We start from the raw sequence: 26,222 nt of genomic DNA on the forward strand, positions 1-26,222 counted from the left end.
ATCTGGTCGAAGTTCATGTAGCGGTAGACGCTGGCCTTGTCGGCATCGATCACGCCCATGGCCAGCAGGTACTCTTCCTTGGAAGGCAGGTAGCCCAGCTTGGAAGCGATGGCCGCGAGTTCGGCCGAACCCAGGTACACGTTGGTGTTCTTGCCCAGACGGTTGGGGAAGTTGCGGGTCGAGGTGGAGATCACCGTCGCGCCTTCGCGCACCTGCGCCTGGTTGCCCATGCACAGCGAGCAGCCGGGCATTTCGGTGCGCGCACCGGAAGCACCGAACGCCGCGTAGTGGCCTTCCTTGATCAGCTCGCTCTCGTCCATCTTGGTCGGGGGAGCGACCCACATCTTGACGGGAATGTCGCGCTGGCCGCCGAGCAGCTTGGCAGCTGCGCGGAAGTGGCCGATGTTGGTCATGCACGAACCGAGGAAGGACTCGTCGATCTTGGTGCCGGCCACTTCGGACAGGAACTTGGCGTCATCGGGATCGTTGGGGCAGCAGACGATGGGTTCCTTGATGTCGGCCAGATCGATCTCGATCACGGCGGCGTACTCGGCGTCCTTGTCGGCTTCGAGCAGGCTGGGGTTGGCCAGCCAGGCTTCGACCTTTTCGATGCGGCGCTGCAGGGTACGCTTGTCTTCGTAGCCTTCGGCGATCATGTTCTTCATCAGCACCACGTTGCTGGTCAGGTATTCCTGCACAGGCGCGGTGTTGAGCTTGATCGTGCAGCCTGCGGCCGAACGTTCCGCCGAAGCGTCCGACAGCTCGAATGCCTGTTCGACCTTGAGGTCTGGCAGGCCTTCGATTTCCAGGATGCGGCCCGAGAAGATGTTGATCTTGCCGGCCTTGGCGACGGTCAGCAGACCGGCCTTGATCGCGTACAGCGGAATCGCGTGCACCAGGTCACGCAGCGTGACGCCGGGCTGCATTTCGCCCTTGAAGCGCACCAGCACCGATTCGGGCATGTCCAGGGGCATCACGCCCGTGGCGGCGCCGAAGGCCACCAGGCCCGAACCCGCGGGGAAGGAAATGCCGATGGGGAAACGCGTGTGCGAGTCGCCGCCGGTGCCGACGGTGTCGGGCAGCAGCAGGCGGTTGAGCCAGCTGTGGATCACGCCGTCGCCGGGACGCAGGGACACGCCGCCGCGGTTGCTGATGAAGGCCGGCAGTTCGCGGTGGGTCTTCACGTCGACCGACTTGGGATAGGCCGCGGTGTGGCAGAACGACTGCATGACCATGTCGGCCGAGAAGCCCAGGCAGGCCAGGTCCTTGAGCTCGTCACGCGTCATCGGGCCGGTGGTGTCTTGCGAACCCACGGTGGTCATGCGCGGTTCGCAGTAGGTACCGGGGCGCACGCCCTGGCCTTCGGGCAGACCGACAGCGCGGCCGACCATCTTCTGCGCCACCGTGAAACCGGCTTGCGTGGCGACGGGCGCCTGGGGCAGACGGAACACATTGGACGCTGGCAGGCCCAGCGACTCACGCGCCTTGGCCGTCAGCGAACGGCCGATGATCAGGTTGATGCGGCCGCCGGCGCGCACTTCGTCCAGCAGCACATCGCTCTTGAGCTGGAATTCGACGACGGTCTCGCCGTCGCGCAGGATCTTGCCCTGGTAGGGGAAGATGTCGATCACGTCGCCCATTTCGAGCTTGGAGACATCGACTTCGATCGGCAGCGAGCCCGAATCTTCCTGGGTGTTGAAGAAGATGGGGGCAATCTTGCCGCCCAGCGTCACACCGCCGAAGCGCTTGTTGGGGACGAACGGGATGTCCTGGCCCGTGGCCCAGATCACCGAGTTGGTCGCCGACTTGCGCGACGAACCCGTGCCCACCACGTCGCCCACGTAGGCCACGGTGTGGCCCTTGGACTTGAGGCTTTCGATGAACTGCATGGGGCCGCGCTTGCCGTCTTCCTCGGGCACGAAGGCCGCGTCGGCACGCGTGTTCTTCAGCATGGCCAGGTAGTGCAGCGGAATGTCGGGGCGGCTCCAGGCGTCGGGCGCGGGCGACAGGTCGTCGGTATTGGTTTCGCCGGGCACCTTGAACACCGTGACAGTGATCTTCTGCGCGACTTCGGGACGGCTGGTGAACCATTCGGCCTCGGCCCAGCTCTGCATCACTTCCTGCGCCTTGACGTTGCCCGCCTTGGCCTTGGTTTCGACATCGTTGAAGAAGTCGAACATCAGCAGCGTCTTCTTCAGCGCCTGCGCGGCGACGTCGGCGACATCGGCGTCGTCGAGCAGCTCGATCAGCGGATGCACGTTGTAGCCACCGACCATGGTGCCCAGCAGCTCGGTGGCCTTGGCCTTGGAGATGAGCGCCACTTCGATGTCGCCATGCGCGACCGCCGCGAGGAACGAGGCCTTGACCTTGGCTGCGTCATCCACGCCCGGGGGAACGCGGTTCGTCAGCAGGTCCATCAGGATGACGTCTTCACCCACGGGTGGGTTCTTGATCAGCTCGATCAGTTCCGCGACCTGCTTGGCATCCAGCGGCAGGGGTGGAATGCCAAGCGCGGCGCGCTCGGCCACATGATCGCGATAGGCTTTCAACATGGTTCTCTCTCCAATGGTTTTCTAAAGTGGGGCGGCGTGCTGCCTCTCCCAGGGACGGCTTATTTGCTGCCGGTCGCCTGGTCGAACACGCTCGGGGGTGGGTTTTTCTTGATGGCTTCGGCCACCTGGAACTGCTCGGGGCTCATGCACTCGTCAGCCAGGCGCTGGCCCAGCTTCTGGTTCATGAGCATGGACTTGTTGGCAATCTGCAGCCAGACCGCGCCCGCGGCCTTGTCTTCCAGACGCACCGTGCCGGTGGACGTGGCCACGGGCACCATTTCGTACTTGAAGCCCTTGCCGTCGACCTGGAAGTGACCGGCATGCTGCTGGTGCTTGTTCACATTGACATGCGCGCCCAGTTCACAGGCGATGCGGCCGGTGTGCACGCGCTCGGCAATCGCCAGCTCGTCGGGGGTCAGTGCCAGGGCAACCGTTGCCACGCCCGCAGCGCCGGCGGCGGCGGCAGCGACTGCCGGGGCCTTGGAGCGGGACTTGGCCGGGCTTGCCTTCTTGGCGGCCGGCTTGGCGGCGGCCTTGGCCTGGGCCGCGGGCTTGGCAGCCGTCTTGGAAGTCGGGGCAGTGCCTGCGGCCAGAGCCAATACAGGAGCCAGGAGCAGGAAGGAGGCGATGAAGGATTTCATGTGAGCTCCAGCGATCATAAAAAAGGTCAGGAAAAAGAGGATGCAGCAAACCACGGCTGCACGCTGGCAGGCAGGCTGCGCCCCGTCTGGTGCGCGCGCTCGAGCAACTGCCAGTAATAGCGGTAGCTCGCGCGGTCATGGAGCACGCCGTCGGCACTGATTGGAGCCCAGTGCACTTCGGCGGCAGACAATAGTATCTGCGCGGCCTGGTCGATTTCCGGCTGGGCCGGCGCAAAGGCCGTCAAGATGGAACGGATCTGGCCCGGATGGATACTCCACATCCGTGTATAGCCGAACTCGCGCGCGGCGCGCGACGCCGCCGCCTGCATGCGATCAGGGTCTTTGAATTCGGTGACCACGCAATGCGAGGGCACCTTGCCGTGGGCATGGCAGGCAGCCGCGATCTCGAGCTTGGCACGCACCACCAGCGGGTGCTCGAACTGGCCTTGCACGCCCATGGCCGAGCCCGGAATCGCGCCGCCATGCGCCGAGACGAAGTCCATCAGGCCGAACGAGATGCTCTGCACGCGCGGATGGGCGGCAATCTCGAAGGCGCGGTAGACCGCGGCCGGCGACTCGATCAGCACATGCAGCGGCAGATGGCCGCCGGATGCGCGCTCCAGCGCCTTCTCGGCGAGCAGCACATCGTCCACGCTCTCGACCTTGGGCACCATGATGTACGACAGCCTATGGCTGGCCTCGCCGACGATGGTCGCCATGTCTTCGGCGAACGCCGGATGGTCGACCGCGTGCACGCGCGCCGCGACCCGGGCCTCGGGCGCCGACTCGCGCGCCAGCTCGGCGACCAGGCGCGCATGCGCGGCTTCATCGCCCACGGGCGCGCCGTCTTCGCAGTCGAGTGTCACATCGAACACGCAGGTGCCGAATTCCTGCGTCATTTCGGCCTGCAGCTCCAGGCTCTTGCGCATGCGCAATTCCACACCGCTGTAGTGGTCGCAGACCGGCAGGCGCTGGGTGCTGGCCTGGGCGTCGAGCAGCACGGTGGCCGGATGGGCAGGTGTCTTGACGGAAGAATCGACGGGCAAGGAGCTCATGGGGCGCGTTTCGCAACAATGAACAGTCGGGGAAACGCCAGCAGGCGCAGGCCGTCGGCACGCGGGCTGTAGGCCAGCGCCACGCGGCGCTCGTATTCTTCAAGAAAGGCGCTTTGCAGTGCTTCGGGCAGCGGGTCGACGAACGACTTCAGGCCCGTGCTGCGCAGCCACTGCACGATGGCCCGGGCATCGGCCATGGGGTGCTGGTAAACGGTGTGCCAGACATCGACCTGCCGGGCCAGGGGCGCAAGCAGGTCGTAGTAGTCATGGATGCCAAGAATGGCACGGCCGGCGGCCACCTTTGCGTCTATATGCGGCGCAAACTGCGGCAAGGCGGCAACCTCGCGCATCAGCAGATGCGAAGGCTCGGTGAAATTGTCCGGCATCTGGACGGCAAGCACGCCGCCCGGAGCCAGGGCCGCGAAAAGACGAGGAAACAGCTGCGCATGCCCGCCCACCCATTGGAGCGCGGCATTCGCGTAAATCAAATCGGGCGCCTGCGAAGGCGCCCAATCGGCGATGTCTGCCTGGTCGAATGCCAGGTCGGGAAGCCGCTCGCGCGCTTGCAGCAGCATCGCGGCGGAATTGTCCACGCCCAGGACATGCGCCTGGGGGAAACGCTGAACCAGCAGCTCGGTGGAATTGCCGGGCCCGCAGCCCAGGTCCACCACGCGGGTGGGACCGGTATGCTCCACCCGGGCCAGCAGCTCGCTGGCCGGGCGGGTGCGCTCCTGCGCGAAGCGCAGGTAGAGTGCGGGGTTCCAGTCGGCCATCGGGCTGCGCGGCTTTCTTTACAGCAGGTGCTTGACGCCGTCTTGCTCGCCTTGCAGCTCGGCCAGCGTCTTGTTGATGCCTTCTTGCGAGAAGGCATCGATTTCCAGGCCTTCGACGATCTTGTATTCGCCGTTTTCGGTGGTCACGGGGAAGCCGAAGACCACGCCGGCAGGAATGCCATATTCGCCGTTCGAAGGCACGCCCATCGTGACCCATTCGCCGTTCGAGCCCAGGGCCCAGTCGCGCATGTGGTCGATGGCGGCGTTGGCGGCCGAAGCAGCCGACGACAGGCCGCGTGCGGCGATGATCGCTGCGCCGCGCTTGCCGACCGTGGGCAGGAACACGTTGGCGTTCCATTCCTGGTCGTTGATCATTTCCTTGACCGACTTGCCGTCGACCGTGGCGAAACGGTAGTCAGCGTACATCGTGGGCGAGTGGTTGCCCCAGACGGTCAGCTTGCGGATGTCGCCCACCTTGAAGCCGGCCTTGGCCGCGAGCTGCGAAGCCGCACGGTTGTGGTCCAGGCGCAGCATGGCGGTGAAGTTCTTTGCCGGCAGATCGGGCGCCGACTTCATGGCGATGTAGGCGTTGGTGTTGGCGGGGTTGCCGACGACCAGCACCTTGACGTTGCGCGAAGCAACAGCGTTCAGGGCCTTGCCCTGGGCCGTGAAGATCTGGGCGTTGGCCGCCAGCAGATCGGCACGTTCCATGCCTGGGCCACGGGGACGTGCGCCGACCAGCAAAGCGTAGTCGGTGTCCTTGAAGGCTTGCAGGGGGTCGGAATGGGCTTCGATGCCGGCCAGCAGCGGGAAAGCGCAGTCTTCCAGCTCCATGATCACGCCCTTGAGCGCGTTCTGGGCCTTTTCGTCGGGAATTTCCAGGAGTTGCAGAATGACGGGCTGATCCTTGCCCAGCATTTCGCCAGATGCGATGCGAAACAGCAGCGCGTATCCGATTTGACCAGCAGCGCCAGTGACGGCGACGCGAACAGGTGCTTTGCTCATAGTGATGACTCCAGAAACAGAAAAAATGGTGGGCGCATCTTGCACCAGCCTCTGTTGTCCAGCCAAGCCTGTGCCCCCGCAAACAGCCTGCAAGTGTACTCGCGATTTTGCCCGCCGGTCAATTTGTCTTATGTCTTATATAAGATATGATAGGCCCGCTGTGCAATGTGCGCCACGACGCGTCGCCGGGCGCCCACCATTCCACAAAACAACATGTCTTCCTCTCCAACCACCACCTCTGACACGCCCGTGGCGCCAGCCGCGCCGGGCCCGGCTTTCAGCCCCCTCTACCAGCAGATCAAGGGGCTGATCCTGCAGAGCCTGGAGGCCGGAGAATGGCGCCCCGGCGAGCTCATTCCCAGCGAAATGGAGCTGGCCGCGCGCTTTCGCGTGAGCCAGGGCACGGTGCGCAAGGCCATTGACGAGCTGGCCGCGGAAAACCTCGTGATGCGCCGCCAGGGCAAGGGCACGTTTGTGGCCACCCACGCGGCCCAGCAGGTCCAGTACCGTTTTCTCAAGCTGCAGCCCGACACCGGCGACCAGCGCGAGGAAGGCCGGGCCCAGCGCCAGATCATCGAATGCAAGCGCGTGCGCGCCCCCGCCGAGATTGCGCGCCTGCTGGCGCTGCGCAGCGGCGACGCCGTGATGCAGGTGCGCCGCGTGCTGGCCTTTGTCGGCACGCCGACCATTCTGGAAGACATCTGGCTGCCAGGCCAGGCCTTCAAGGGCCTCACGGCCGAGCAGATCGGCGCCTACCAGGGCCCGACCTATGCGATGTTCGAGCTGGATTACGGCGTGCGCATGGTGCGCGCCGACGAGAAAATCCGCGCAGTTTTACCCGACGCCGAGCAGGCAGAACTGCTCCATGTAAGTACTTCTACACCATTGCTCAGCGTCGAGCGTGTAGCCTACACTTACAACGATGTTCCGATGGAGTTACGGCGCGGGCTCTACCGCACCGATACCCACCACTACCGTAATGCCTTGAATTGAGCCGTTAATTCATGAGCCAAGCGGCAGCAAACCAACGCAATTGGAGAAATAGCAGCATCGAGCGGGTCCTCGCTGCTGCATTGCAATAGAATTTTGCGGCGATCGCCTTGCCCGATTACGAAGCAGTTACCACCCACGAAAGCGCATGACATGACAGAGTTAGCCAAAAAGCGGCCAGAGTTCCGCAACATCAACCTACTCAAGGACGTCCCCACCTACCGCATGCCCGCGGCGGCCGTGGTGTCGATCTTGCACCGCATCAGCGGCATCATCATGTTCGTGCTGCTGCCGTTCATCGTCTGGATGCTGGACCGCTCGCTGACCTCGGAAATCTCCTATGACGCTTTCACCGCGGTGTTCCGCGCGGGCGCTGGCTTTGTTCCCGGCTGGTTCTTCAAGCTGATGGTGCTGGCGCTGATCTGGGCCTACCTGCATCACTTCATCGCCGGCCTGCGCCACCTGTGGATGGACCTGAGCCATTCGTCGGTGAACAAGGAATTCGGTCGCAAGTCCGCCGTCACCGTGCTGGTGATCAGCGTCGCCCTCGCCCTGGTGCTGGGCGCCAAGCTGTTCGGCCTGTACTGATCCGCCCCGCACACTGAACAAGAAGGAATACCCATGTCCGTGAATTACGGCTCCAAGCGCACCGTTGTCGGTGCCCACTACGGTCTGCGCGACTGGCTCGTCCAGCGCGGCACCGCAGTCATCATGACCCTGTTCACCATCGCGCTGCTGGCGCAGGTGATCTTCTCCAAGGGCGCCATCGGTTACGACCTGTGGGCCGGCATCTTTGCCGCCCAGTGGATGAAGGGCCTGACCTTCGCCACGGTCATCGCGCTGGCCTGGCACGTCTGGGTCGGCATGCGCAACGTCTGGATGGACTATGTCCCGGCCGTGCTCCTGCGCCTGGTGCTGCAGGTCCTGACGCTGGCCTGGCTGTTCGCCTGCACCGCCTGGGCTTTCCAGGTGCTGTGGCGCATGTAATCAGGCAAACGGTCTCCACGATTGAAGGTTAAGAATGAGCTATACCAAAGCAAAAATCACCAAGCGCAAGTTTGACGTCGTCATCGTCGGCGCTGGCGGCTCCGGCATGCGTGCCGCGCTGGAACTGTCGCGCGCCGGCCTGAACGTGGCCTCGCTGTCCAAGGTGTTCCCCACGCGTTCGCACACCGTGGCCGCCCAGGGTGGCGTGTCGGCTTCGCTGGGCAACATGTCCGAAGACAACTGGCACTATCACTTCTACGACACCATCAAGGGCTCCGACTGGCTCGGCGACCAGGATGCGATCGAGTTCATGTGCCGTGAAGCCCCCAAGGTGGTCTACGAGCTCGAACACTTCGGCATGCCGTTCGACCGCAACCCCGATGGCACCATCTACCAGCGTCCGTTCGGCGGCCACACCGCCAACTACGGCGAAAAGCCCGTGCAGCGCGCCTGCGCCGCGGCCGACCGTACCGGTCACGCCATGCTGCACACGCTGTACCAGCAGAACGTCAAGGCCAAGACCAACTTCTTCGTCGAGTGGATGGCGCTGGACCTGATCCGCAACGAAGCCGGCGATGTCGTCGGCGTCACGGCACTGGAACTCGAGACCGGCGACCTGTATGAGCTGCAGGCCAAGGCCGTGCTGCTGGCAACGGGTGGCGCGGGCCGCATCTTCGCGGCTTCGACCAACGCCTTCATCAACACCGGCGACGGCCTGGGCATGGCGGCACGCGCCGGCATTCCGCTGCAGGACATGGAGTTCTGGCAGTTCCACCCCACCGGCGTGGCCGGCGCGGGCGTGCTGCTGACCGAAGGCTGCCGCGGCGAAGGCGCGATCTTGCTGAACAGCGAAGGCGAGCGCTTCATGGAGCGCTATGCGCCCACCTTGAAGGATCTGGCACCGCGTGACTTCGTGTCGCGTTCCATGGACCAGGAAATCAAGGAAGGCCGTGGCTGTGGTCCGAACAAGGACTACGTGATGCTCAAGCTGAGCCACCTGGGTGCGGACACCATCCACAAGCGCCTGCCTTCGGTCTACGAAATCGGCGTCAACTTCGCCAACGTCGACATCACCAAGGAAGACATTCCCGTGGTGCCGACGATTCACTACCAGATGGGCGGCATTCCCACCAACATCAACGGCCAGGTCGTGGTGCACGACGGTCAGTCGAACCAGGTCGTCAACGGTCTGTACGCCGTGGGCGAATGCTCCTGCGTGTCGGTGCACGGCGCCAACCGCCTGGGCACCAACTCGCTGCTGGACCTGCTGGTCTTCGGCAAGGCCGCCGGCCGCCACATCGTCGACTTCGTGCGCAACGGTGTCGAGCACCAGCCCATGCCAGCCGACGGCGCCGACCGCACCCTGGCGCGCCTCAACCAGCTGCAGGAATCGACCGCCGGCACCTATGCCCAGGACGTCGCCGGCAACATCCGCACCACCATGCAGCAGCACGCTGGCGTGTTCCGCACGCAAAAGAGCATGGACGAAGGCGTCGTGAAGATCAACGCCATCCGCGACACCGTGGCTGCCGTGACCCTCAAGGACAAGTCCATGGTCTGGAACACGGCGCGCATGGAAGCGCTGGAAGTCGACAACCTGATCGAAGTCGCTCAGGCCACGATGACTTCGGCCGCCGCCCGCACCGAGTGCCGTGGCGCCCACACCGTGTACGACTACGAACACGATGCCGACCACCCCGAGTTCCCGCTGGGTCGCAACGACAAGGAATGGCTCAAGCACACCCTGTGGCACAGCGCTGGCAACTCGCTCAGCTACAAGCCCGTGAACCTCAAGCCCCTGACGGTGGACAGCGTGCCTCCCAAGGTCCGCACGTTCTGATCGCCCCGCAGCCCGACGAGAAAAAAATCATGAAGCGCAAATTCCAAATCTACCGCTACGATCCGGACAAGGACGCCAAGCCCTACATGCAGACCGTGGAAGTCGAACTCGACGGCCAGGAACGCATGCTGCTCGACGCACTGGTCAAACTCAAGGAACAGGATCCTTCGATCTCGTTCCGCCGCTCGTGCCGCGAAGGCGTCTGCGGCTCGGATGCGATGAACATCAACGGCAAGAACGGTCTGGCCTGCCTGACCAACATGAACACCTTGCCCGGTACCATCGTTCTGAAGCCCCTGCCCGGCCTGCCGGTCATCCGCGATCTGATCGTGGACATGACGCAGTTCTTCAAGCAGTACCACTCGATCAAGCCGTACCTGATCACCGAGACCATCACGCCCGAGAAGGAGCGTCTGCAGTCGCCCGAAGAGCGTGAAGAGCTCAACGGCCTGTACGAGTGCATTCTGTGCGCGAGCTGCTCGACCAGCTGCCCCTCGTTCTGGTGGAACCCCGACAAGTTCGTGGGCCCGGCCGGTCTGCTGCAGGCTTACCGCTTCATCGCGGACAGCCGCGACACAGCCACGGGCGAGCGCCTTGATAACCTGGAAGATCCTTACCGACTCTTCCGCTGCCACACCATCATGAACTGCGTGGACGTGTGCCCCAAGCACCTGAACCCCACGAAGGCGATTGGCAAGATCAAGGAACTGATGGTGCGCCGCGCCATCTGATGAACATGACGAACACTCTGCTCGATGAACGCGAACGCAACCTGCTTCAGTGGCGCAGCCGCCGGGGCCTGGTCGAGAACGATATCTTCATCGGGCAGTTCTTCGCCACCTACGGAGACCAGCTGACGCGCAGACACGCAGCTGGCCTGTCTGCCCTGATGGACTTGGCAGACAACGACCTTCTGGACCTGTTCCTTGCGCGCAAGGAACCCGAAGGCGCACTCGACACAGAAGAAATCAAAGAAGTGCTGGAACTGGTGCGCAAGCGCCAGCCCGGATCACTTTCACATGTAGGCTAGGCAAACTAGAGAAGGAAGTTGGAAATGAAACTCGCCGATAACAAAGCAACACTGTCGTTCACGAATGGCAGCCCCAGCGTTGAGTTGCCCGTGTACCAGGGCAACATTGGCCCGGACGTGATTGATATTCGCAAGTTGTACGGCCAGACGGGCATGTTCACGTATGACCCCGGCTTCCTCTCGACGGCAGCCTGCCAGTCGGCAATCACCTACATCGACGGCGACAAGGGCGAGCTGCTGTACCGCGGCTACCCCATCGAGCAACTCGCGAAGAACTGCGACTACCTCGAAACCTGTTACCTGCTGCTGTACGGTGAACTGCCCAACCCAACCGAAAAGGCCGATTTCGTCGAGCGCGTGACCAAGCACACCATGGTCAACGAGCAGATGCAGTTCTTCCTGCGTGGCTTCCGCCGCGATGCCCACCCCATGGCCGTCCTGACGGGCCTGGTCGGTGGCATGTCGGCGTTCTACCACGACAGCACGGACATCAACAATCCCGAGCACCGCGAAATCGCTGCCATCCGCCTGATCGCCAAGATGCCTACCCTGGTGTCGATGGCATACAAGTACGGCACGGGCCAGCCCTACATGTACCCCAAGAACGACCTGTCGTACTCCGGCAACTTCTTGCGCATGATGTTCGGCAACCCCTGCGAAGAGTACGTGGTCAACCCCGTGCTCGAGCGCGCCCTGGACCGCATCTTCATCCTGCACGCAGACCACGAGCAGAACGCTTCGACTTCGACCGTGCGCCTGTGCGGTTCGTCGGGCACCAACCCGTTTGCCGCGATCTCGGCCGGCGTGGCCTGCCTCTGGGGCCCTGCCCACGGCGGCGCCAACGAAGCCTGCCTGAACATGCTCGAACAGATCCAGGCCAACGGCGGCATCGCCAAGGTCGGCGAGTTCATGGAACAGGTCAAGGACAAGTCGTCGGGCGTGAAGCTGATGGGCTTTGGCCACCGCGTCTACAAGAACTACGACCCCCGCGCCACGCTGATGCAGGAAACCTGCAATGAAGTGCTGGCCGAACTGGGCCTGGAAAACGATCCGCTGTTCGCACTGGCCAAGGCCGTCGAGAAGATCGCCCTGGAAGACGACTACTTCGTGCAGCGCAAGCTCTACCCGAACGTCGACTTCTACTCCGGCATCGTGCAGCGCGCGATGGGCATTCCCGTGAACATCTTCACCGGCGTGTTCGCCCTGGCCCGCACCGTCGGCTGGATCGCCCAGCTGAACGAACAAATGGCCGACCCCGAGTACAAGATCGGCCGTCCCCGCCAGCTGTTCACCGGCTCGCAGCACCGCACCGTCAAGCCTATCGGCCAGCGTTGATTGCCGGCGGCTCAGGCCGCCTGCCACGACAGCCCGCAGATGCCTTCCGGCCCTGCGGGCTTTTTTGCGTCTGGCCGGTTCAGCGACTCTGCCCGCCGAACCGCTCGCGATAGGCCACGGGCGTGATGCCCATGTGCCGCACGAACAGATGGCGCAGCGCCTGCTCCGAGCCCAGGCCCACGCGCGCGGCAACGGTCTTGAGCGGCAGGTGGCCCGGCGCCTGCAGCAGCAGCTTGGCGCCCTCGAGCCGCGCGGTCTCGACAAAGGCCGAGGGGGTCTGCCCGGTCTCCTGCTGGAACACGCGGCGCAGGTGGCGCTCGCTCATTGACGCCTGCGCGGCCAGCACTTCCAGGCCCAGCGGTTCGGCGAGGTTTGCCAGCACGAAGTCCTGCACCGCCTTGACTGCGCCCGTCTGCACGGCCTGGCTGGCCAACTGCACGCTGAATTGCGACTGGCCGCCCGGACGCTTGAGGTACATCACCAGATCGCGCGCCACGTCGAGCGCCAGCGCATGGCCGAAGTCTTCCTCGACCACGGCCAGCGCGAGATCGATGCCGGCCGTGACGCCGGCCGAAGTCCAGAGGTGGCCGTCGCGCACATAGATTGCATCGGCGTCGACGTCGACCGCGGGGTAGCGCTGCTGCAGCAGCGCGGCGACGCTCCAGTGGGTGGCGGCGCGCCGGCCGTCGAGCAGGCCGGCGGCGGCCAGAAAGAAACTGCCCGAACACAGGGCAATGACGCGCGGCACGCGCGGCGCAACGCGCGCCGTCCAGGCCACGAGTTCGCTGTGGGCGTCTACGGTCTCGGTGATCTGGCGCGAGCCCACGAGCAGCACCGTGCAACCCGGCGCGGCTTCGGCCTCGGCCAGGCTCAGCGTCGCGTCCAGCGCCATCAGCGTGTCGGAACGCACGGCGCCGCGCGCGCTGGCGACCACGCGCACCGCATAGCCCGCGGGCCGGCCCTTGAGCGCCAGGTGCACGTTGGCATAGTCGAACACCGACATCGGGCCAATGGCCTCCAGCGCCTTGAAGCCGGGGTAGACCAGGATGTCGACGCGGTGCGCGCCGGCATGCGGCAAATGGGGAGTGGGAGCTGTGGAGTCCATGGGGAAGGAAGAAGGTCGGGCGGGCGCCGACCCGCGGGATGCGGACAAAGCAGGCCGCTTGTCGGCCATGGCGCTTTGCAGGGCCTGGGCCCTGTCCTAAAGTCGCGCCACTTTGCAATGCCGGCTGACTCGGCATTGTCCCCTACCTCAAGGATTCCCCATGAAAACCAAAGCCGCTGTCGCCTGGAAGGCCGGACACCCCCTGACCATAGAGACCGTGGACCTCGAAGGCCCGAAGTTCGGCGAAGTGCTGGTCGAGATCAAGGCCACGGGCATCTGCCACACCGACTACTACACGCTGTCGGGCGCCGACCCCGAAGGCCTGTTCCCGGCCATCCTGGGCCACGAAGGCGCGGGCGTGGTGGTCGATGTAGGCCCGGGCGTGACCGGGCTCAAGAAGGGCGACCATGTGATTCCGCTGTACACCGCCGAATGCCGCCAGTGCAAGTTCTGCCTGTCACGCAAGACCAATCTGTGCCAGGCGGTGCGCGCCACCCAGGGCAAGGGCCTGATGCCCAACGGCACTAGCCGCTTCAGTATCGATGGTCAGCCCATACTGCACTACATGGGCACGTCGACATTCTCGAACTACACCGTGGTTCCCGAGATCGCGCTGGCCAAGATCCGCGAAGATGCGCCGTTCGACAAGGTCTGCTACATAGGCTGCGGCGTGACCACGGGGCTGGGCGCGGTGCTGTTCACGGCCAAGGTCGAAGCCAGCGCGAATGTCGTGGTGTTCGGCCTGGGCGGAATCGGCCTGAACGTGATCCAGGGCGCGAAGATGGTGGGTGCGGACAAGATCATCGGCGTCGACATCAACCCCGAGCGCCAGGAAATGGCGCGCAAGTTCGGCATGACGCATTTCGTCAATCCCAGGGAAGTCGACAACGTCGTCGATGCCATCGTGCAGCTGACCGACGGCGGCGCCGACTACAGCTTCGAATGCATAGGCAACACCCAGGTGATGCGCCAGGCGCTCGAATGCACGCACAAGGGCTGGGGCCAGAGCATCATCATCGGCGTGGCCGAAGCCGGCGCCGAGATCTCCACGCGCCCCTTCCAGCTGGTCACGGGCCGCGAATGGAAAGGCTCGGCCTTTGGTGGCGCGCGCGGGCGCACCGATGTGCCCAAGATCGTCGACTGGTACATGGAAGGCAAGATCAATATCGATGATCTGATCACCCACCATCTGAAGCTGGAAGACATCAACCACGGTTTCGAGTTGATGAAAACGGGCGAGTCGATTCGGTCGGTTGTAGTGTATTGAGAGCAGGCACGACCTCGAAACCCCGTTCGTCCTGATCCTGAGCTTGTCGAAGGATCGAAGGATGAACGGCCTGCGCTCGAAACATGACGACTGCGCATTCGTGGTTCGACGCAGGCTGCAAGAAAACCTACCACCCTCACCCGTGTCAAACTCCACGGGCCGTATTTTTCTGGAGAGAACCCCGCATGTCCGACGCCCTCGAATTGCTCAGCGCCCATGCCGCCTTTGGCGGCGCCCAGCGTTTTTACCGCCATGCCTCGAACGAGATCGGCCTGCCGATGAAGTTCTCGGTCTACCTGCCGCCCAAGGCCGTCGCCGGCGAGAAGGTGGCGGCCCTGGTCTATCTGGCCGGCCTCACCTGCACCGAGGAAACCTTCATGACCAAGGCCGGCGCCCAGCGCCTGGCCGCGGAACTGGGCCTGGCGCTGATCGCGCCCGACACCAGCCCGCGCGGCGCCAACCTGCCCGGAGAAGCCGAGAGCTGGGACTTCGGCGTGGGCGCGGGCTTCTACCTCGACGCCACGACCCGTCCCTGGGGCCTGCACTGGCGCATGGAAAGCTATCTGATCGAGGAGCTGCTGCCGCTGCTGGGCCGCAAGCTGCCCATCGACCTGGAGCGCGTGGGCGTCTTCGGCCATTCTATGGGCGGCCATGGCGCGCTGACGCTGGCCCTGCGCCATCCGGGCACCTTCAAGAGCGTCTCGGCGTTCGCGCCGATTGCCAACCCCACGCAATGCGCCTGGGGCCGCAAGGCGTTCACCGGTTACCTGGGCGAAGACGAGACAAGCTGGGCCGCGCATGACGCGAGCCTGCTGATGGCCGCGCAGAAGTCCGCGCCCTACCCCGCCGGCATTCTTGTCGACCAGGGTCTGGCCGACAAGTTCCTGATGGAAAAGCAGCTGCTGCCCGAAGCCTTCGAAGCCGCCTGCGCCCAGGCCGGCCAGCCGCTGACGCTGCGCCGCCAGCCGGGTTACGACCACGGCTACTACTTCATACAGACCTTCATTGACGACCATTTGCGCCACCACGCTGCGCAGTTGAAGGGCTGAAGGCCAGCCCGGCACGGGCCGTCAATTCGCACCAAAATAGTGCGGGATTGATGCGTCATCTACAGTGGAGCGTTAGTCTTCAGCAAGGTACCCCCCATGTCGCGCAAACCGCAGATCATTCTTTCGTCCCTCGATCTCGATCGCATCGAAGCCTTGCTGGCGGCCATTCCCGCGTCCGTTTTTCCGGGCAAGGCCGATCTGGAAGCCGAACTCGACCGCGCCGATGTGGTCGAGCCGGCGCAGATGCCGCCCAACGTGGTGACCATGAACTCCACCGTGCAGTTCGAGATCCTCGAAACGCGCCAGGACTTCCGCCTGACCCTGGTCTATCCGCGCGACATCGATGGCAGCGCCGATCGCGTCTCCATCTTCGCGCCCGTGGGCAGCGCGCTGCTGGGCCTGTCGGTGGGCGACGAACTTGCCTGGCCAGGCCCCGGCGGCAAGACCATGACGGTGCGCGTGACCGGCATCATCTATCAGCCTGAAAGCGCGGGCGAACTGCACCGCTGAGCGGCGGCCCCTGTTGCGGGCCTCACACAGGAGGCGCAGGAAAATGAGAAGCATTCTCAACGGTCGATATAATCGGCCGCTTCATGCCTGCGTCCGCCTCCTCCACCCACACCCTGCTTGCCGCGTTTGAAACCCATTACGCGGAGTTGATTCGCTATATCGCGCGGCGCACCGGCAACGTCGAGGAAGCGCGCGGCCTGGCGCACGATACCTGGCTGCGCATTGCCGAGCGCCAGTCCGATGGCGACACCGCTGCCACGGACCCGCGTGCCTACCTGTTCACCATCTCGCACAACGTGGCGATGAACCATCTGCGGCGCGGCCACTGGATGGCTGGCTACCTCGCGGAATGCGAGCAGATCGATGCCGGCGCGCCCGCGCAGACGCCCGACGTGGCCGACAGCGCGATGTACCGTCAGGCCCTGGCCGTGGTCGAGAAAACGCTGGCCGGACTGAGCCCGCGTATGCGCGACACCTATCTCGCCAATGGACTGCATGGCGAAAAGCAGGCCGATATCGCGGCCCGGCTGGGCGTTTCGCTCAACACGGTGGAGCGCGACATCGCCCAGGCCGCGCACTGCATCGAGGATGCGCTGCATGCCTGGCGCAACACGCGCGCCCCGGCGCGTGCCGCCAGCAGCGCAGGCCGGCGCAAGTCGCTGGCCGCGCTGCTGGGCGTGTTTGCCGTGGGCGTCAGCGGCACGGCCGCGTGGCATCACCTGCAGCGCGAAGCCCTGCGTTTCCAGACCGCGCTGGCCACCGTGCGCGGCCGCCAGTTGCAGCGCGGCCTGCCCGACGGCTCCGAGCTCACGCTCGATGCATCGAGCCGCGTCGAAGTCGATTACACCGCCGAGCGCCGGCTGGTGCGGCTGCTCGACGGCGCGGCGTTCTTCGCCGTGCAGCGCGATGCAGGCCGGCCTTTCATCGTCGAGGCGCGCGGCGTGCAGGTCACCGTGCTGGGCACGCGTTTCGGCGTCGAGATCGACGGCGGACAAGGCGTGCTGGTGCAGGTCGAATCGGGCCGCGTGCGCTTGGACACCGGTGGCCAGACCGACGAACTGACCGCAGGCCAGAGCCTGCGCGCCTTCGAAGGCCGGCTGCGGCGCGACGCCATCGAGCGGCCCGCCGCCTGGCGCCATGGCGAACTGCAATTCCATGACATGCCGCTGGCCGATGCGCTGGCGCGCGTGCAGAGGTATTCGACAACCCGTCTGAGCGCCACCCCTGCGGCCGGACGGCTGCGCATCAGTGGCGAACTGCGCGTGGCCGATGCCGGCGACTGGCTGGCCTCGCTGCCGCGCGTGCTGCCGGTGCGGCTGAAGACGCTGGCCGATGGCGGCGTGGAAGTCGCGGCAAGGTAGTTGAAAAAAGTTTTCAGGGTTTTCGCGGCTCGCGGGTCTTACAGGTAGTGAACGCATAACCTACCAACCAGGACCTTCGCCATGCAGAAGATATTTCCCTCGCGCCGCAGCCCGCTGGCGCGCGCCGTCATCGGCCTTGGCCTCGCGCTGGCCATCCAGTCCGCGCTGGCGCAAGACCTCTCCTTTGACATCGCGGCCCAGCCCCTGCCCGCGGCGCTGTCCGTATTTGCGCGCCAGACCGGCTTGCAACTGGCCTTTCCGCCCGAGCTGGTGCAGGGCAAGCAGGGCCACGCCGTGGCAGGCGCGCGCGATGTGCGCAGCGCGCTCAATGAATTGCTTTCGGGCACCGGCCTGCAGGGGGATATACAGGGCAAGACGCTGGTGATCCAGCCGGTGCCGGCGTCGTCCGCCACCACGCTGGCGACCGTCACCGTGGCCGCCAGGGCAGATGGCCGCGCCATCAGCGAAGGCAGCCAGTCGTACGCGGCGCGGGGCGCCACCATAGGCAAGATGGAGCTGGCGCTCAAGGAGATTCCCCAGTCGGTCAGCGTGGTGACGCGCCAGCGCATGGATGACCAGAACCTGACCACCCTCGGCGAACTGCTGGACCACACCACGGGCATCACCACGCTGCAGACCCCCGCCGGCGGCAAATCGTTTGCCGCGCGCGGCTTCAACCTCAACACCGTGCAGTACGACGGCGTGCCCTTGTCGCGCCAGCGCTATTCCTCGGCCAGCCACCTGGCGGTCGGCACCGCATTTCTCGACCGCGTCGAAGTGCTGCGCGGAGCGCAGGGCCTGCTTGAAGGCGCGGGCAGCCCCGGCGGTGCGGTCAATCTGGTGCGCAAGCGCGGCACCGACGAAAAGCAGGTCCTGTTCACCGGCCGCGCCGGTTCCTGGGACCACTACGGCGGGCAGCTCGATGTAGCCGGTCCGCTGAACGAAGAGCGCACATTGCGCGGCCGCGCAGTCGTTGATTACGACGACCAGCATTCGTACGTGGACATCAAGAAGGAACGCAATCTGGGCCTCTATGCGGCGCTCGACTATGACCTCTCGCGTGACACCACCATCGGTGTCGGCTTCTCCGCGACGCAGGTGCGGGCGACGCCCTTCTTCTGGGGAGTGCCGCGCTACAGCAACCGGGCCGACCTGGGCCTGGACCGCTCGACCTTCCTGGGCGCGCGCTGGAACCGCTGGAGCCAGGACGAGAAAACCGTCTTCTTCGACCTGGAACACCGCTTCAACGACGACTGGCGCCTGAAAGTTGCGGCGATCCATATTGAAGAGGAGAACTACCAGAAGTACATGGTGGGCTTTGGCGCAGTGAACCCGACGACGCGGCTGGGCACGCGCGGCATGACCTACGAGATGGACAATACCAACCGGCACAGCGGCATCGATGCCAACCTGCAGGGCCGTTTCGAAGCCTGGGGCCTGCGCCACAGCCTGACCGTGGGCGCCAACGCCTCGCGCCTGACGTCGCGCACCGCGCAGAGCGTCTTGAGCAATGTCAGCGCCATCGATGTATTTGCGCCCAATCCCGACGTCGCAGAGCCCAGCGCCGCCGCCATGGCCGCAGCCGGTGTCGCGCTGACGGGCTATGACCCGATCACGCAGCGCGGCGCCTATGGCGTGCTGCGCTCCCGGCTCAATGAGCAGCTGACCCTGGTGCTGGGCGCGCGTGCCAGCTGGTATGACTATGAATACCGGTCCGGCGCCAACCTGGCCAATGTATCGGCCAGCAAGGAGAGCGGCAAGATCACGCCCTATGGGGGACTGATTTATGCGCTCGGCCCGCAGTGGTCGGTGTATGCGAGCTACGCCGATATCTTCAATCCGCAGACGGCGCGCACCGTCGAAGGCGCTGCGCTCAAGCCCGAAGTCGGCGCGAACTACGAAGCCGGCGTCAAGGGTGAGCTGCTTGATGGCGCGCTCAACGCGTCGCTGGCCGTGTTCCGCCTGGACCAGAGCCATCGCGCGGTCACCGACTACGACGCCGGCGAAACCGCCTGCGGCGGCGACTACTGCTACCGCGCGGCGGGCAAGGTCCGCAGCCAGGGTCTGGAAGCCGAGGTGAATGGCAGCCTCACCCCCAACTGGAAGCTCTACGCCGGCTACACCTACCAGGACTTGAAGTACCGTACCGACGCCGTCAACGCCGGCAAGCGCTTCAACCCCGAAATCCCTCAGCACATCCTGCGGCTGTGGTCCGACTACCGACTGCCGGGCGACTGGAAGAATCTGAGCCTGGGCGGCGGCGTCAACCTGCAGACGGGGACCTACTCTTCCAACTACAACCAGCGCCAGGGCGGATATGCGTTGTGGAATGCCCGCCTGGCCTACCGCATCAACCCTACCTGGACGGCAGCCGTCAACGTGACCAACCTGTTCGACAAGACCTACTACTCACGCTTCCTGGACGGCAATACCTACGGCAATTACTACGGCACGCCACGCAGCGTGCTGGTGACGGCGCAGGCGCGGTTCTGAGCGCTGGCGGCGGGCGATTCACGGGAGGGGCACTGCCCCTCCATTCACATCCAGGCCGTCACCCAGGTCATCAGCATGCCCGTGCCCACCAGGCTCGCCTGCCAGCGCAGCGCGTCCTGCCAGCTGGGCATGTGGCGCTCGACGCGCAGGTACAGCACACGGCCCGTGGCCAGCGACAGCGCGAACGCGGCCCACAGTCCCACGAGATTGATGACCAGCGAATCGGGCCAGAACCAGGTCACCACCGCATTGACCAGCAGGCACACGGGGAAGTGCACCAGGAACACCGAATACGACATCTGGCCCAGCTGCTGCAGCCGCGCGGGTCCCGACATGCTGTAGAGCCTGGGGCTGCGCATCACCGCCACCAGGGCCAGCGCCGTGGCGCCGGCCAGCGCAATGCGCGTGCGCCATTCGAGCCACAGCGCAATGCCCAGCAGCAGCGCCATCAGCGCGCTCCAGGCCCAGGGCCGCGCCGCGCGCACTGCCCAGAAAGCCATCATGCCCAGGCCATAGGCGCCAAAGAAGTAGACCGCCCAGTTGTCGAAATCGGCGTCGCGGTTGAAGCCCCACAGCGAGGCCGCGGCCAGCAGCACCACCACGGCCTGGCCGACCGTAGGCCGGGCCGGCGTTGCGGCATCCGGCACGCTGCTGAACCAGCGGCTCATGGCAAACAGCAGCGCCGTCAGCGCAAACAGCTGGAAATCGATGGACACATACCAGACGCCGGCCGACAGCGACTCCTCGCCGACGATGCCCTGCAGCAGCAGCGCATGCGCGAGCAGCTGGAACAGGCCGGGCGCGGCCGACATCGAGGCATGGTCGAACCATGGCCTTATCAAGGTGGAGATCAGCACCGCCAGCACCAGGGCCACGGCCAGCGGCACGACCAGGCGCACGAAGCGCCGCGCGATCTGCGGCAGCACCTGGCTGTGGCGTGCCAGTCCCGTGGGCGCGAGGCTGGCCGCGGCCAGGTAGCCGGCGAGCACCAGAAACAGCTGCACGGCCATGCGCGCGTCCTGATCGAGCCATTCGATCAACGCGGGCAGCAGGGGCTCCACCACATCGGCCATGGGGCCGTAGAACGCCAGGTGGTGCCAGACAATGGCGGCGCAGGCCAGGCCCTTGGTGCAGTCGATGACTGCATTGCGCGAGGCAGGTGACGAGGAAGACATAGACAAAAAATGGAGCGCGAGACGGTGCCAACCTACAACTGTGACAGCGGCTGCGTGGCTGAATGGGCGAAGGCCCAAAACATGCAGGCGGTATTCTGCGCTTTTCCGGCATTTGCTGCTGGCACCGCTGCAGGACGCGCGCTCAATGACCCTACTCAGTTATTTCGAAGTTCCAGTAGGTACTGAAAAGCCAGTCAACAAAGGGACAATGCCTTCATGACGCAAAGCACTCCTCTTCCTGAACTCAACCGCCAATTCATTTCTCACTTTGGCGAGATGGGCAGTCGCTGGGGCATCAACCGCACGGTGGGCCAGATCTACGCGCTGCTGTTTCTTTCGCCCGTGGCGCTCAATGCCGACCAGATCGCCGAAGCCCTGGCCTTCTCGCGCTCGAACGTGAGCATGGGCCTCAAGGAACTGCAGTCCTGGCGGCTGGTGCACCTGCGTCACCACCCGGGCGACAGGCGCGAATACTTCGATGCGCCGCAGGATGTCTGGGAAATCTTCCGCCTGCTGGCCGAAGAGCGCCGCCGCCGCGAGATCGAACCCACGCAGTCGATGCTGCGCGCCGCGCTGCTCGAAGAGCCGGCCAGCGACGACGAGCGCTATGCGCAGGAACGCATGCGCGACATGCACGAACTCATAGACCGGCTGATGACCTGGTTCGATGAAATCCAGCGCCTGTCACCCGACACCGCCAAGCAGCTGATGGGCATGGGCGCGGCCGTGACAAGGGTGCTTGAATTCAAGGACCGTTTGACCGGCAAGGGCAGCGCCCAGCGCGCTGCCCAGGACCGTCTGCCCCCCGGCGCGCCCTGAGCCGCGCCTAGCCCAGGGCCAGGCGCGCGCGCGCCGCCTGGTATTCGCTGCGCAGCTGCGCCACGCGTTCGGCCACGCTGGTCACGGCGTTGATCGTGCCAATGCCCTGGCCGCAGCCCCAGATGTCCTTCCAGGCCTTGGTCGATGCGCCGCCGAAGTTCATCTTGCTTGGGTCCGACTCGGGCAGGTTGTCAGGATCCAGCCCGGCCGCACGGATCGACGGCGCGAGGTAGTTGCCGTGCACGCCCGTGAACAGGTTGCTGTAGACGATGTCATCCGAGTTGCCCTCGACAATCGCCTGCTTGTAGGCGTCGCTGGCACGCGCTTCATGGGTGGCGATGAACGCCGAGCCGATATAGCCGAAGTCCGCGCCCATGGCCTGGGCCGCAAGCACCGCGCCGCCCGAGGCAATCGCGCCCGAGAGCGCCAGCGGGCCGTCGAACCACTGGCGGATTTCCTGCACCAGCGCAAACGGGCTCTTGCCGCCCGCATGGCCGCCCGCACCCGCGGCCACGGCCACCAGGCCGTCTGCGCCCTTTTCAATCGCCTTGTGCGCGAACTTGTTGTTGATGATGTCGTGCAGCACCACGCCGCCCCAGCCGTGCACCGCCTGGTTCACATCCTCGCGCGCGCCCAGCGAGGTGATCACGATGGGCACCTTGAAACGCGCGCAGACTTCCATGTCGTGCTCGAGCCGGTCGTTGCTCTTGTGCACGATCTGGTTGATGGCAAAGGGCGCGGCCGGACGGTCGGGGTGGGCACGGTTGTACGCATCGAGCGTTTCGGTGATTTCGGCCAGCCAGTCCTCGAGCTGGGCCGCGGGCCTGGCATTGAGCGCGGGCATGGAGCCGACGACGCCGGCCTTGCACTGCTCGATCACCATCTGCGGATTGCTGATGATGAACAGCGGCGAGGCAATCACCGGCAGGGACAGGCCCTGCAGTGCCTTGGGAAGTTGCGACATGTTTGTCTCCTGTGTTTCTTCTTAGAAGTCGTCGATGGCCAGCGCCATCACGCTGTCGGCGCCCTGCACCACGCTGTCGCGCAGCGCCGTGACCTTGACCAGCACATGCTCGGCATAGAACTGGGCAGTAGCGATCTTCGCGCGCAGGAAGCGGTTGTCCTGTCCCGTCGGCAACAGTTGCTCGGCGACCCACAGCGCGCGGCCCAGCTGCCAGCCGGCCATCAGATTGCCGGCCAGCATCAGATAAGGCACGCTGCCCGCATAGGCGGCGTTGGGCTGCTGCTTGGCGTTGGCCAGCATGAAGTCGACGACTTCGAGAAACGCCTGGCGCGCGAGCTTCAATTGGCGCGCGACCGACAGTGCGGCGGGCGTGCCGCAGGACTGCAGCTGCTGCTCGGTTTCCTCGATCTGCGCGGCGAATGTGCGCGCCACCTGGCCGCCGTCGCGCAGCGTCTTGCGGCCCACGAAATCGTTGGCCTGGATCGCGGTCGTGCCTTCGTAGATGGTCAGGATCTTGGCGTCGCGGTAATGCTGGGCGGCGCCGGTTTCCTCGATGAAGCCCATGCCGCCATGCACCTGCACGCCCAGGCCCGTGACTTCCTGGGCCATCTCGGTGCTGTAACCCTTGACCAGCGGCACCATGAATTCATAGAGCGCCGCGTGGTGGGCGCGCTGGGCGGCGTCGGGATGGTGATGCGCCAGATCGTAGGAAGCCGCGGCCGTGCTGGCCATCGCGCGACAGCCTTCGGTCGTGGCGCGCATCACCATCAGCATGCGGCGCACGTCGGGGTGGTGGATGATGGTCGCGCTGGCCTTGACGCTGCCGTCGACGGGACGGCTTTGCACCCGCTCCTTGGCGAACGCCGCGGCCTGCTGGTAGGCGCGGTCGGCAATCGCTATGCCCTGCACGCCCACGGCGTAGCGCGCGGCATTCATCATGATGAACATGTACTCGAGGCCGCGGTTCTCCTCGCCCACGAGGTAGCCGATGGCGCCCGCGCCCGCGCTGTCGGCAACGCTGCCCTGGATGCCGTCGCCGAACTGCAGCACGGCCGTGGGCGAGGCCTTGATGCCCAGCTTGTGCTCGATGGACACGCATTGCACATCGTTGCGCGCGCCCAGGCTGCCGTCCGGCTGCACCAGGAATTTCGGCACGACAAACAGGCTGATGCCCTTGACGCCTTCGGGCGCGCCCTGCACGCGCGCCAGCACCAGATGGACGATGTTCTCGGCCATGTCGTGCTCACCGTAGGTGATGAAGATCTTGGTGCCGAAGACCTTGTAGCTGCCGCCTTCCTGCGGCTCGGCGCGGGTGCGCACCAGCGCCAGGTCGGAGCCCGCCTGGGGTTCGGTCAGGTTCATGGTGCCGGTCCACTCACCGGTCACGAGCTTCTCGAGATAGCTGGCCTTGAGTTCGTCGCTGCCGGCCGTGAGCAGCGCTTCGATCGCGCCATCGGTCAGCAGCGGGCACAGCGCAAAGCTCAGGTTGGCGGCGTTGAGCATTTCGACACAGGCCGCGCCAATGGTCTTGGGCAGGCCCTGGCCGCCGAAATCCTGCGGGTGCTGCAGCCCTTGCCAGCCGCCTTCGGCGTATTGGCGAAACGCCTCCTTGAAGCCTTCGCTGGTCGTGACCACACCGTCTTTCCAGCTCGAAGGCGCGATGTCGGCCGGGCGGTTCAGCGGCGCGACCACGCCTTGCGCGAACTTCGCGCATTCCTCGAGCACCGCCTGCGCAGTGTCGAGACCGGCTTCCTCGAATCCCGGCAATTGAGCGACCTGGTCGATTCCGGCCAGGTGCTCCATGTTGAACAACATGTCTTGAAGAGGTGCTACGTAGCTCATGGAATTTCCTTTCGATGCCCGGACTTGCTTACTGGCTGATGCGTCCCGAGGCGCTGACAATGGACAGATCGACAAAGCGCGAACCGAACTGCGACTCGGGCTTGAACGTCACCCAGTAACCGCCAAGGTCATGGGCACTGAAATTGCGCAGGGTGGCAGTGACTTTTTCGCGGCTGACGGACTGGGCGCGGCGCAAGGCTTCGGCGACCACCTTGGCATTGACATAGCCTTCCATCATCGCGTAGCTCACGGGGATGTCCGCGGCCTTGGGTGCGGCAGCCACCGCGTCGCGAAATTCCTTGTTCAGGCGCATGGAAACGCGGTAGGGGCTGGGCACCACCTGAGCGATCGACAGACCGCTCATGAACTCGGGCGGCAGGCGCGTCGTGAGCTGCTCGATATCGGAGTCGGAATTCGCGTAGATCTGCGCCGTTCCCGAATCCATGCGGTAGGCCTCGACAAAGGCCGCGGTCGCCGGGCTGGATGCAACCAGCAGGATTGCCTGCGGGCCGGGCTTGGTCTTTTGCAGCTGTTCGACCGCCTGGGTCGCGGTGCTGCGTCCGCTCTTGAGCGTCACCTGGGCCACAAGCTTGGCGTTGGCCGGCGTCACGGCCTGCTGCACCAGTTGGGTCACGGCTTCGAGGTCGTCACGCTCTTCGACCACCAGCGCCAGACGCGTGATGCCGACAATCGCCAGATGGCTCGCGATCTTCGCCATCTCATCCTGCAGGCCGGCACGGGTGCTGAATATCGATGCCGCGCGCGCCACCTGGGCGTTGTTGCCCTGATAACCGACAAGACTGATGCGCTCCTTGTCGAGCAGACCGCTGCTGAGCACGCCGGCGAGATTGCCGTTGCCCATGAAACCGGCAAGCACGACGGGGTTGGACTTGGCGAGCAGCTCGCGCGTGCGCAGCACGGTGTCCTCGGCATGTCCGCCATCGTCCATGACGACCAGCTGCACCGGCTGGCCCTGGATGCCGCCGGCCTTGTTGACCTGGTCGAAATGCAGTCGCATGCCTTGCGCATAAGCCCTGCCCTGCGGGCCGCCCTTGCCCGACAACGGTGCCACCTGCCCCACCACCCACTGGGCATGCACGCCCACACAGCCCAGCGCGCAGGCCAGCGCAACTGCAGCCCGGGACCAGGGTGCCATGATCGATTTCATGCGGTCGTCTCCCTCTCAAGCGCGCCGGGCGCGCCGCCGTATTTTTATAGGACGGGGGCCTGTGCGCCAGGCGACAGGCCCCAAGAGACAGGCCCAGAGGGCCAGGTCCCTCTTCTAGAAGCGATGCTTACAGCGCCTTGAGCAGCTCGGGCACGGCCGTGAACAGGTCGGCTTCGAGGCCGTAGTCGGCCACGCTGAAGATCGGTGCTTCGGGGTCCTTGTTGATCGCCACGATCACCTTGGAGTCCTTCATGCCGGCCA

General features: G+C 65.0%; 23 protein-coding genes and 1 pseudogene. 13 read left to right on the plus strand and 11 right to left on the minus strand.

Going from position 1 to position 26,222, the window contains the following annotated elements:
- The 5 genes from acnB to RR928_RS17005 all read right to left on the minus strand — a co-directional run.
- Positions 1–2,552: bifunctional aconitate hydratase 2/2-methylisocitrate dehydratase (gene acnB / locus RR928_RS16985; RefSeq protein ID WP_332683436.1), on the minus strand; the 2,552-nt coding region annotated here is incomplete at its 3' end.
- 59 nt (positions 2,553–2,611) lie between these two features.
- Positions 2,612–3,193 (minus strand): hypothetical protein, encoded by a 582-nt coding sequence (locus tag RR928_RS16990; RefSeq protein ID WP_332548644.1) that lies wholly within the window; start codon positions 3,191–3,193, stop codon positions 2,612–2,614.
- Between the two features lie 26 nt (positions 3,194–3,219).
- Positions 3,220–4,248 carry an HpcH/HpaI aldolase/citrate lyase family protein gene (locus tag RR928_RS16995; protein WP_332539545.1) on the minus strand — a complete coding sequence of 343 codons (1,029 nt, stop codon included), beginning with the start codon at positions 4,246–4,248 and terminating at the stop codon, positions 3,220–3,222.
- Positions 4,245–5,021, minus strand: a complete 777-nt coding sequence (gene tam, locus RR928_RS17000) for a trans-aconitate 2-methyltransferase (RefSeq protein WP_332539543.1) — start codon at positions 5,019–5,021, stop codon at positions 4,245–4,247. Before tam ends, RR928_RS16995 begins: the two co-directional genes overlap by 4 nt.
- An 18-nt stretch (positions 5,022–5,039) precedes the next feature.
- Positions 5,040–6,026 carry a malate dehydrogenase gene (locus tag RR928_RS17005; protein ID WP_332539541.1) on the minus strand — a complete coding sequence of 329 codons (987 nt, stop codon included), beginning with the start codon at positions 6,024–6,026 and terminating at the stop codon, positions 5,040–5,042.
- 213 nt (positions 6,027–6,239) lie between these two features.
- On the opposite strand from RR928_RS17005, the gene RR928_RS17010 reads away from it, so the two are divergent.
- The 7 genes from RR928_RS17010 to RR928_RS17040 all read left to right on the plus strand — a co-directional run bounded on the left by RR928_RS17010 (position 6,240) and on the right by RR928_RS17040 (position 12,208).
- Entirely contained in the window at positions 6,240–7,019 is a 780-nt protein-coding gene (locus RR928_RS17010) for a GntR family transcriptional regulator (RefSeq protein WP_332539539.1), read from the plus strand.
- Positions 7,020–7,169: 150 nt separating this feature from the next.
- Entirely contained in the window at positions 7,170–7,604 is a 435-nt protein-coding gene (gene sdhC / locus RR928_RS17015) for a succinate dehydrogenase, cytochrome b556 subunit (RefSeq protein ID WP_332539538.1), read from the plus strand.
- Positions 7,605–7,637: 33 nt separating this feature from the next.
- Complete coding sequence (sdhD, locus tag RR928_RS17020) at positions 7,638–8,003, plus strand: succinate dehydrogenase, hydrophobic membrane anchor protein (RefSeq protein ID WP_332539537.1); 366 nt, start codon at positions 7,638–7,640, stop codon at positions 8,001–8,003.
- 34 nt (positions 8,004–8,037) lie between these two features.
- Complete coding sequence (gene sdhA / locus RR928_RS17025; RefSeq protein ID WP_332539536.1) at positions 8,038–9,843, plus strand: succinate dehydrogenase flavoprotein subunit; 1,806 nt, start codon at positions 8,038–8,040, stop codon at positions 9,841–9,843.
- A gap of 29 nt (positions 9,844–9,872) precedes the next feature.
- A complete protein-coding gene (locus tag RR928_RS17030) occupies positions 9,873–10,574 on the plus strand; it encodes a succinate dehydrogenase iron-sulfur subunit (protein WP_332683440.1) in 702 nt (233 codons plus the stop codon).
- Positions 10,574–10,873 (plus strand): FAD assembly factor SdhE, encoded by a 300-nt coding sequence (locus RR928_RS17035; protein ID WP_332539496.1) that lies wholly within the window; start codon positions 10,574–10,576, stop codon positions 10,871–10,873. Before RR928_RS17030 ends, RR928_RS17035 begins: the two co-directional genes overlap by 1 nt.
- A 24-nt stretch (positions 10,874–10,897) precedes the next feature.
- Positions 10,898–12,208 (plus strand): citrate synthase, encoded by a 1,311-nt coding sequence (locus RR928_RS17040; RefSeq protein WP_332539494.1) that lies wholly within the window; start codon positions 10,898–10,900, stop codon positions 12,206–12,208.
- Between the two features lie 79 nt (positions 12,209–12,287).
- On the opposite strand, the gene RR928_RS17045 is transcribed toward RR928_RS17040, so the two are convergent.
- Positions 12,288–13,313, minus strand: coding sequence for a GlxA family transcriptional regulator (locus RR928_RS17045; protein WP_332548649.1), 1,026 nt, complete (start codon positions 13,311–13,313; stop codon positions 12,288–12,290).
- Positions 13,314–13,473: 160 nt separating this feature from the next.
- Between RR928_RS17045 and RR928_RS17050 the strand changes: the two genes are divergently transcribed.
- The 5 genes from RR928_RS17050 to RR928_RS17070 all read left to right on the plus strand — a co-directional run bounded on the left by RR928_RS17050 (position 13,474) and on the right by RR928_RS17070 (position 19,993).
- Positions 13,474–14,580 carry an S-(hydroxymethyl)glutathione dehydrogenase/class III alcohol dehydrogenase gene (locus RR928_RS17050; protein ID WP_332683445.1) on the plus strand — a complete coding sequence of 369 codons (1,107 nt, stop codon included), beginning with the start codon at positions 13,474–13,476 and terminating at the stop codon, positions 14,578–14,580.
- A gap of 185 nt (positions 14,581–14,765) precedes the next feature.
- Entirely contained in the window at positions 14,766–15,629 is an 864-nt protein-coding gene (gene fghA, locus RR928_RS17055) for an S-formylglutathione hydrolase (protein ID WP_332539491.1), read from the plus strand.
- Positions 15,630–15,725: 96 nt separating this feature from the next.
- Positions 15,726–16,139, plus strand: coding sequence for a nucleoside diphosphate kinase regulator (gene rnk, locus RR928_RS17060; RefSeq protein WP_213303654.1), 414 nt, complete (start codon positions 15,726–15,728; stop codon positions 16,137–16,139).
- 83 nt (positions 16,140–16,222) lie between these two features.
- Entirely contained in the window at positions 16,223–17,500 is a 1,278-nt protein-coding gene (locus RR928_RS17065; RefSeq protein WP_332683449.1) for a sigma-70 family RNA polymerase sigma factor, read from the plus strand.
- An 81-nt stretch (positions 17,501–17,581) separates the two neighbouring features.
- Positions 17,582–19,993, plus strand: a complete 2,412-nt coding sequence (locus tag RR928_RS17070; RefSeq protein WP_332683451.1) for a TonB-dependent siderophore receptor — start codon at positions 17,582–17,584, stop codon at positions 19,991–19,993.
- A 44-nt stretch (positions 19,994–20,037) separates the two neighbouring features.
- On the opposite strand, the gene RR928_RS17075 is transcribed toward RR928_RS17070, so the two are convergent.
- Positions 20,038–21,168, minus strand: a complete 1,131-nt coding sequence (locus tag RR928_RS17075; protein WP_332539486.1) for an acyltransferase family protein — start codon at positions 21,166–21,168, stop codon at positions 20,038–20,040.
- Between the two features lie 216 nt (positions 21,169–21,384).
- Between RR928_RS17075 and RR928_RS17080 the strand changes: the two genes are divergently transcribed.
- The gene (locus tag RR928_RS17080; protein ID WP_332539484.1) at positions 21,385–21,987 is read left to right on the plus strand and encodes a GbsR/MarR family transcriptional regulator; all 603 of its coding nucleotides are present in this window, start codon (positions 21,385–21,387) and stop codon (positions 21,985–21,987) included.
- Between the two features lie 7 nt (positions 21,988–21,994).
- On the opposite strand, the gene RR928_RS17085 is transcribed toward RR928_RS17080, so the two are convergent.
- From RR928_RS17085 to RR928_RS17100, 4 genes and pseudogenes are all read right to left on the minus strand, one after another.
- Complete coding sequence (locus tag RR928_RS17085; RefSeq protein WP_332539482.1) at positions 21,995–22,951, minus strand: NAD(P)H-dependent flavin oxidoreductase; 957 nt, start codon at positions 22,949–22,951, stop codon at positions 21,995–21,997.
- Positions 22,952–22,972: 21 nt separating this feature from the next.
- Positions 22,973–24,793 carry an acyl-CoA dehydrogenase gene (locus RR928_RS17090; protein ID WP_332539480.1) on the minus strand — a complete coding sequence of 607 codons (1,821 nt, stop codon included), beginning with the start codon at positions 24,791–24,793 and terminating at the stop codon, positions 22,973–22,975.
- 28 nt (positions 24,794–24,821) lie between these two features.
- A complete protein-coding gene (locus RR928_RS17095; RefSeq protein WP_332539478.1) occupies positions 24,822–25,961 on the minus strand; it encodes an ABC transporter substrate-binding protein in 1,140 nt (379 codons plus the stop codon).
- Positions 25,962–26,088: 127 nt separating this feature from the next.
- Positions 26,089–26,222, minus strand: a pseudogene (locus RR928_RS17100) (electron transfer flavoprotein subunit alpha/FixB family protein); the annotation flags it as partial.

The sequence above is a fragment of the Comamonas sp. genome (assembly GCF_036666375.1).
Classification (GTDB): Bacteria; Pseudomonadota; Gammaproteobacteria; order Burkholderiales; family Burkholderiaceae_C; genus Comamonas.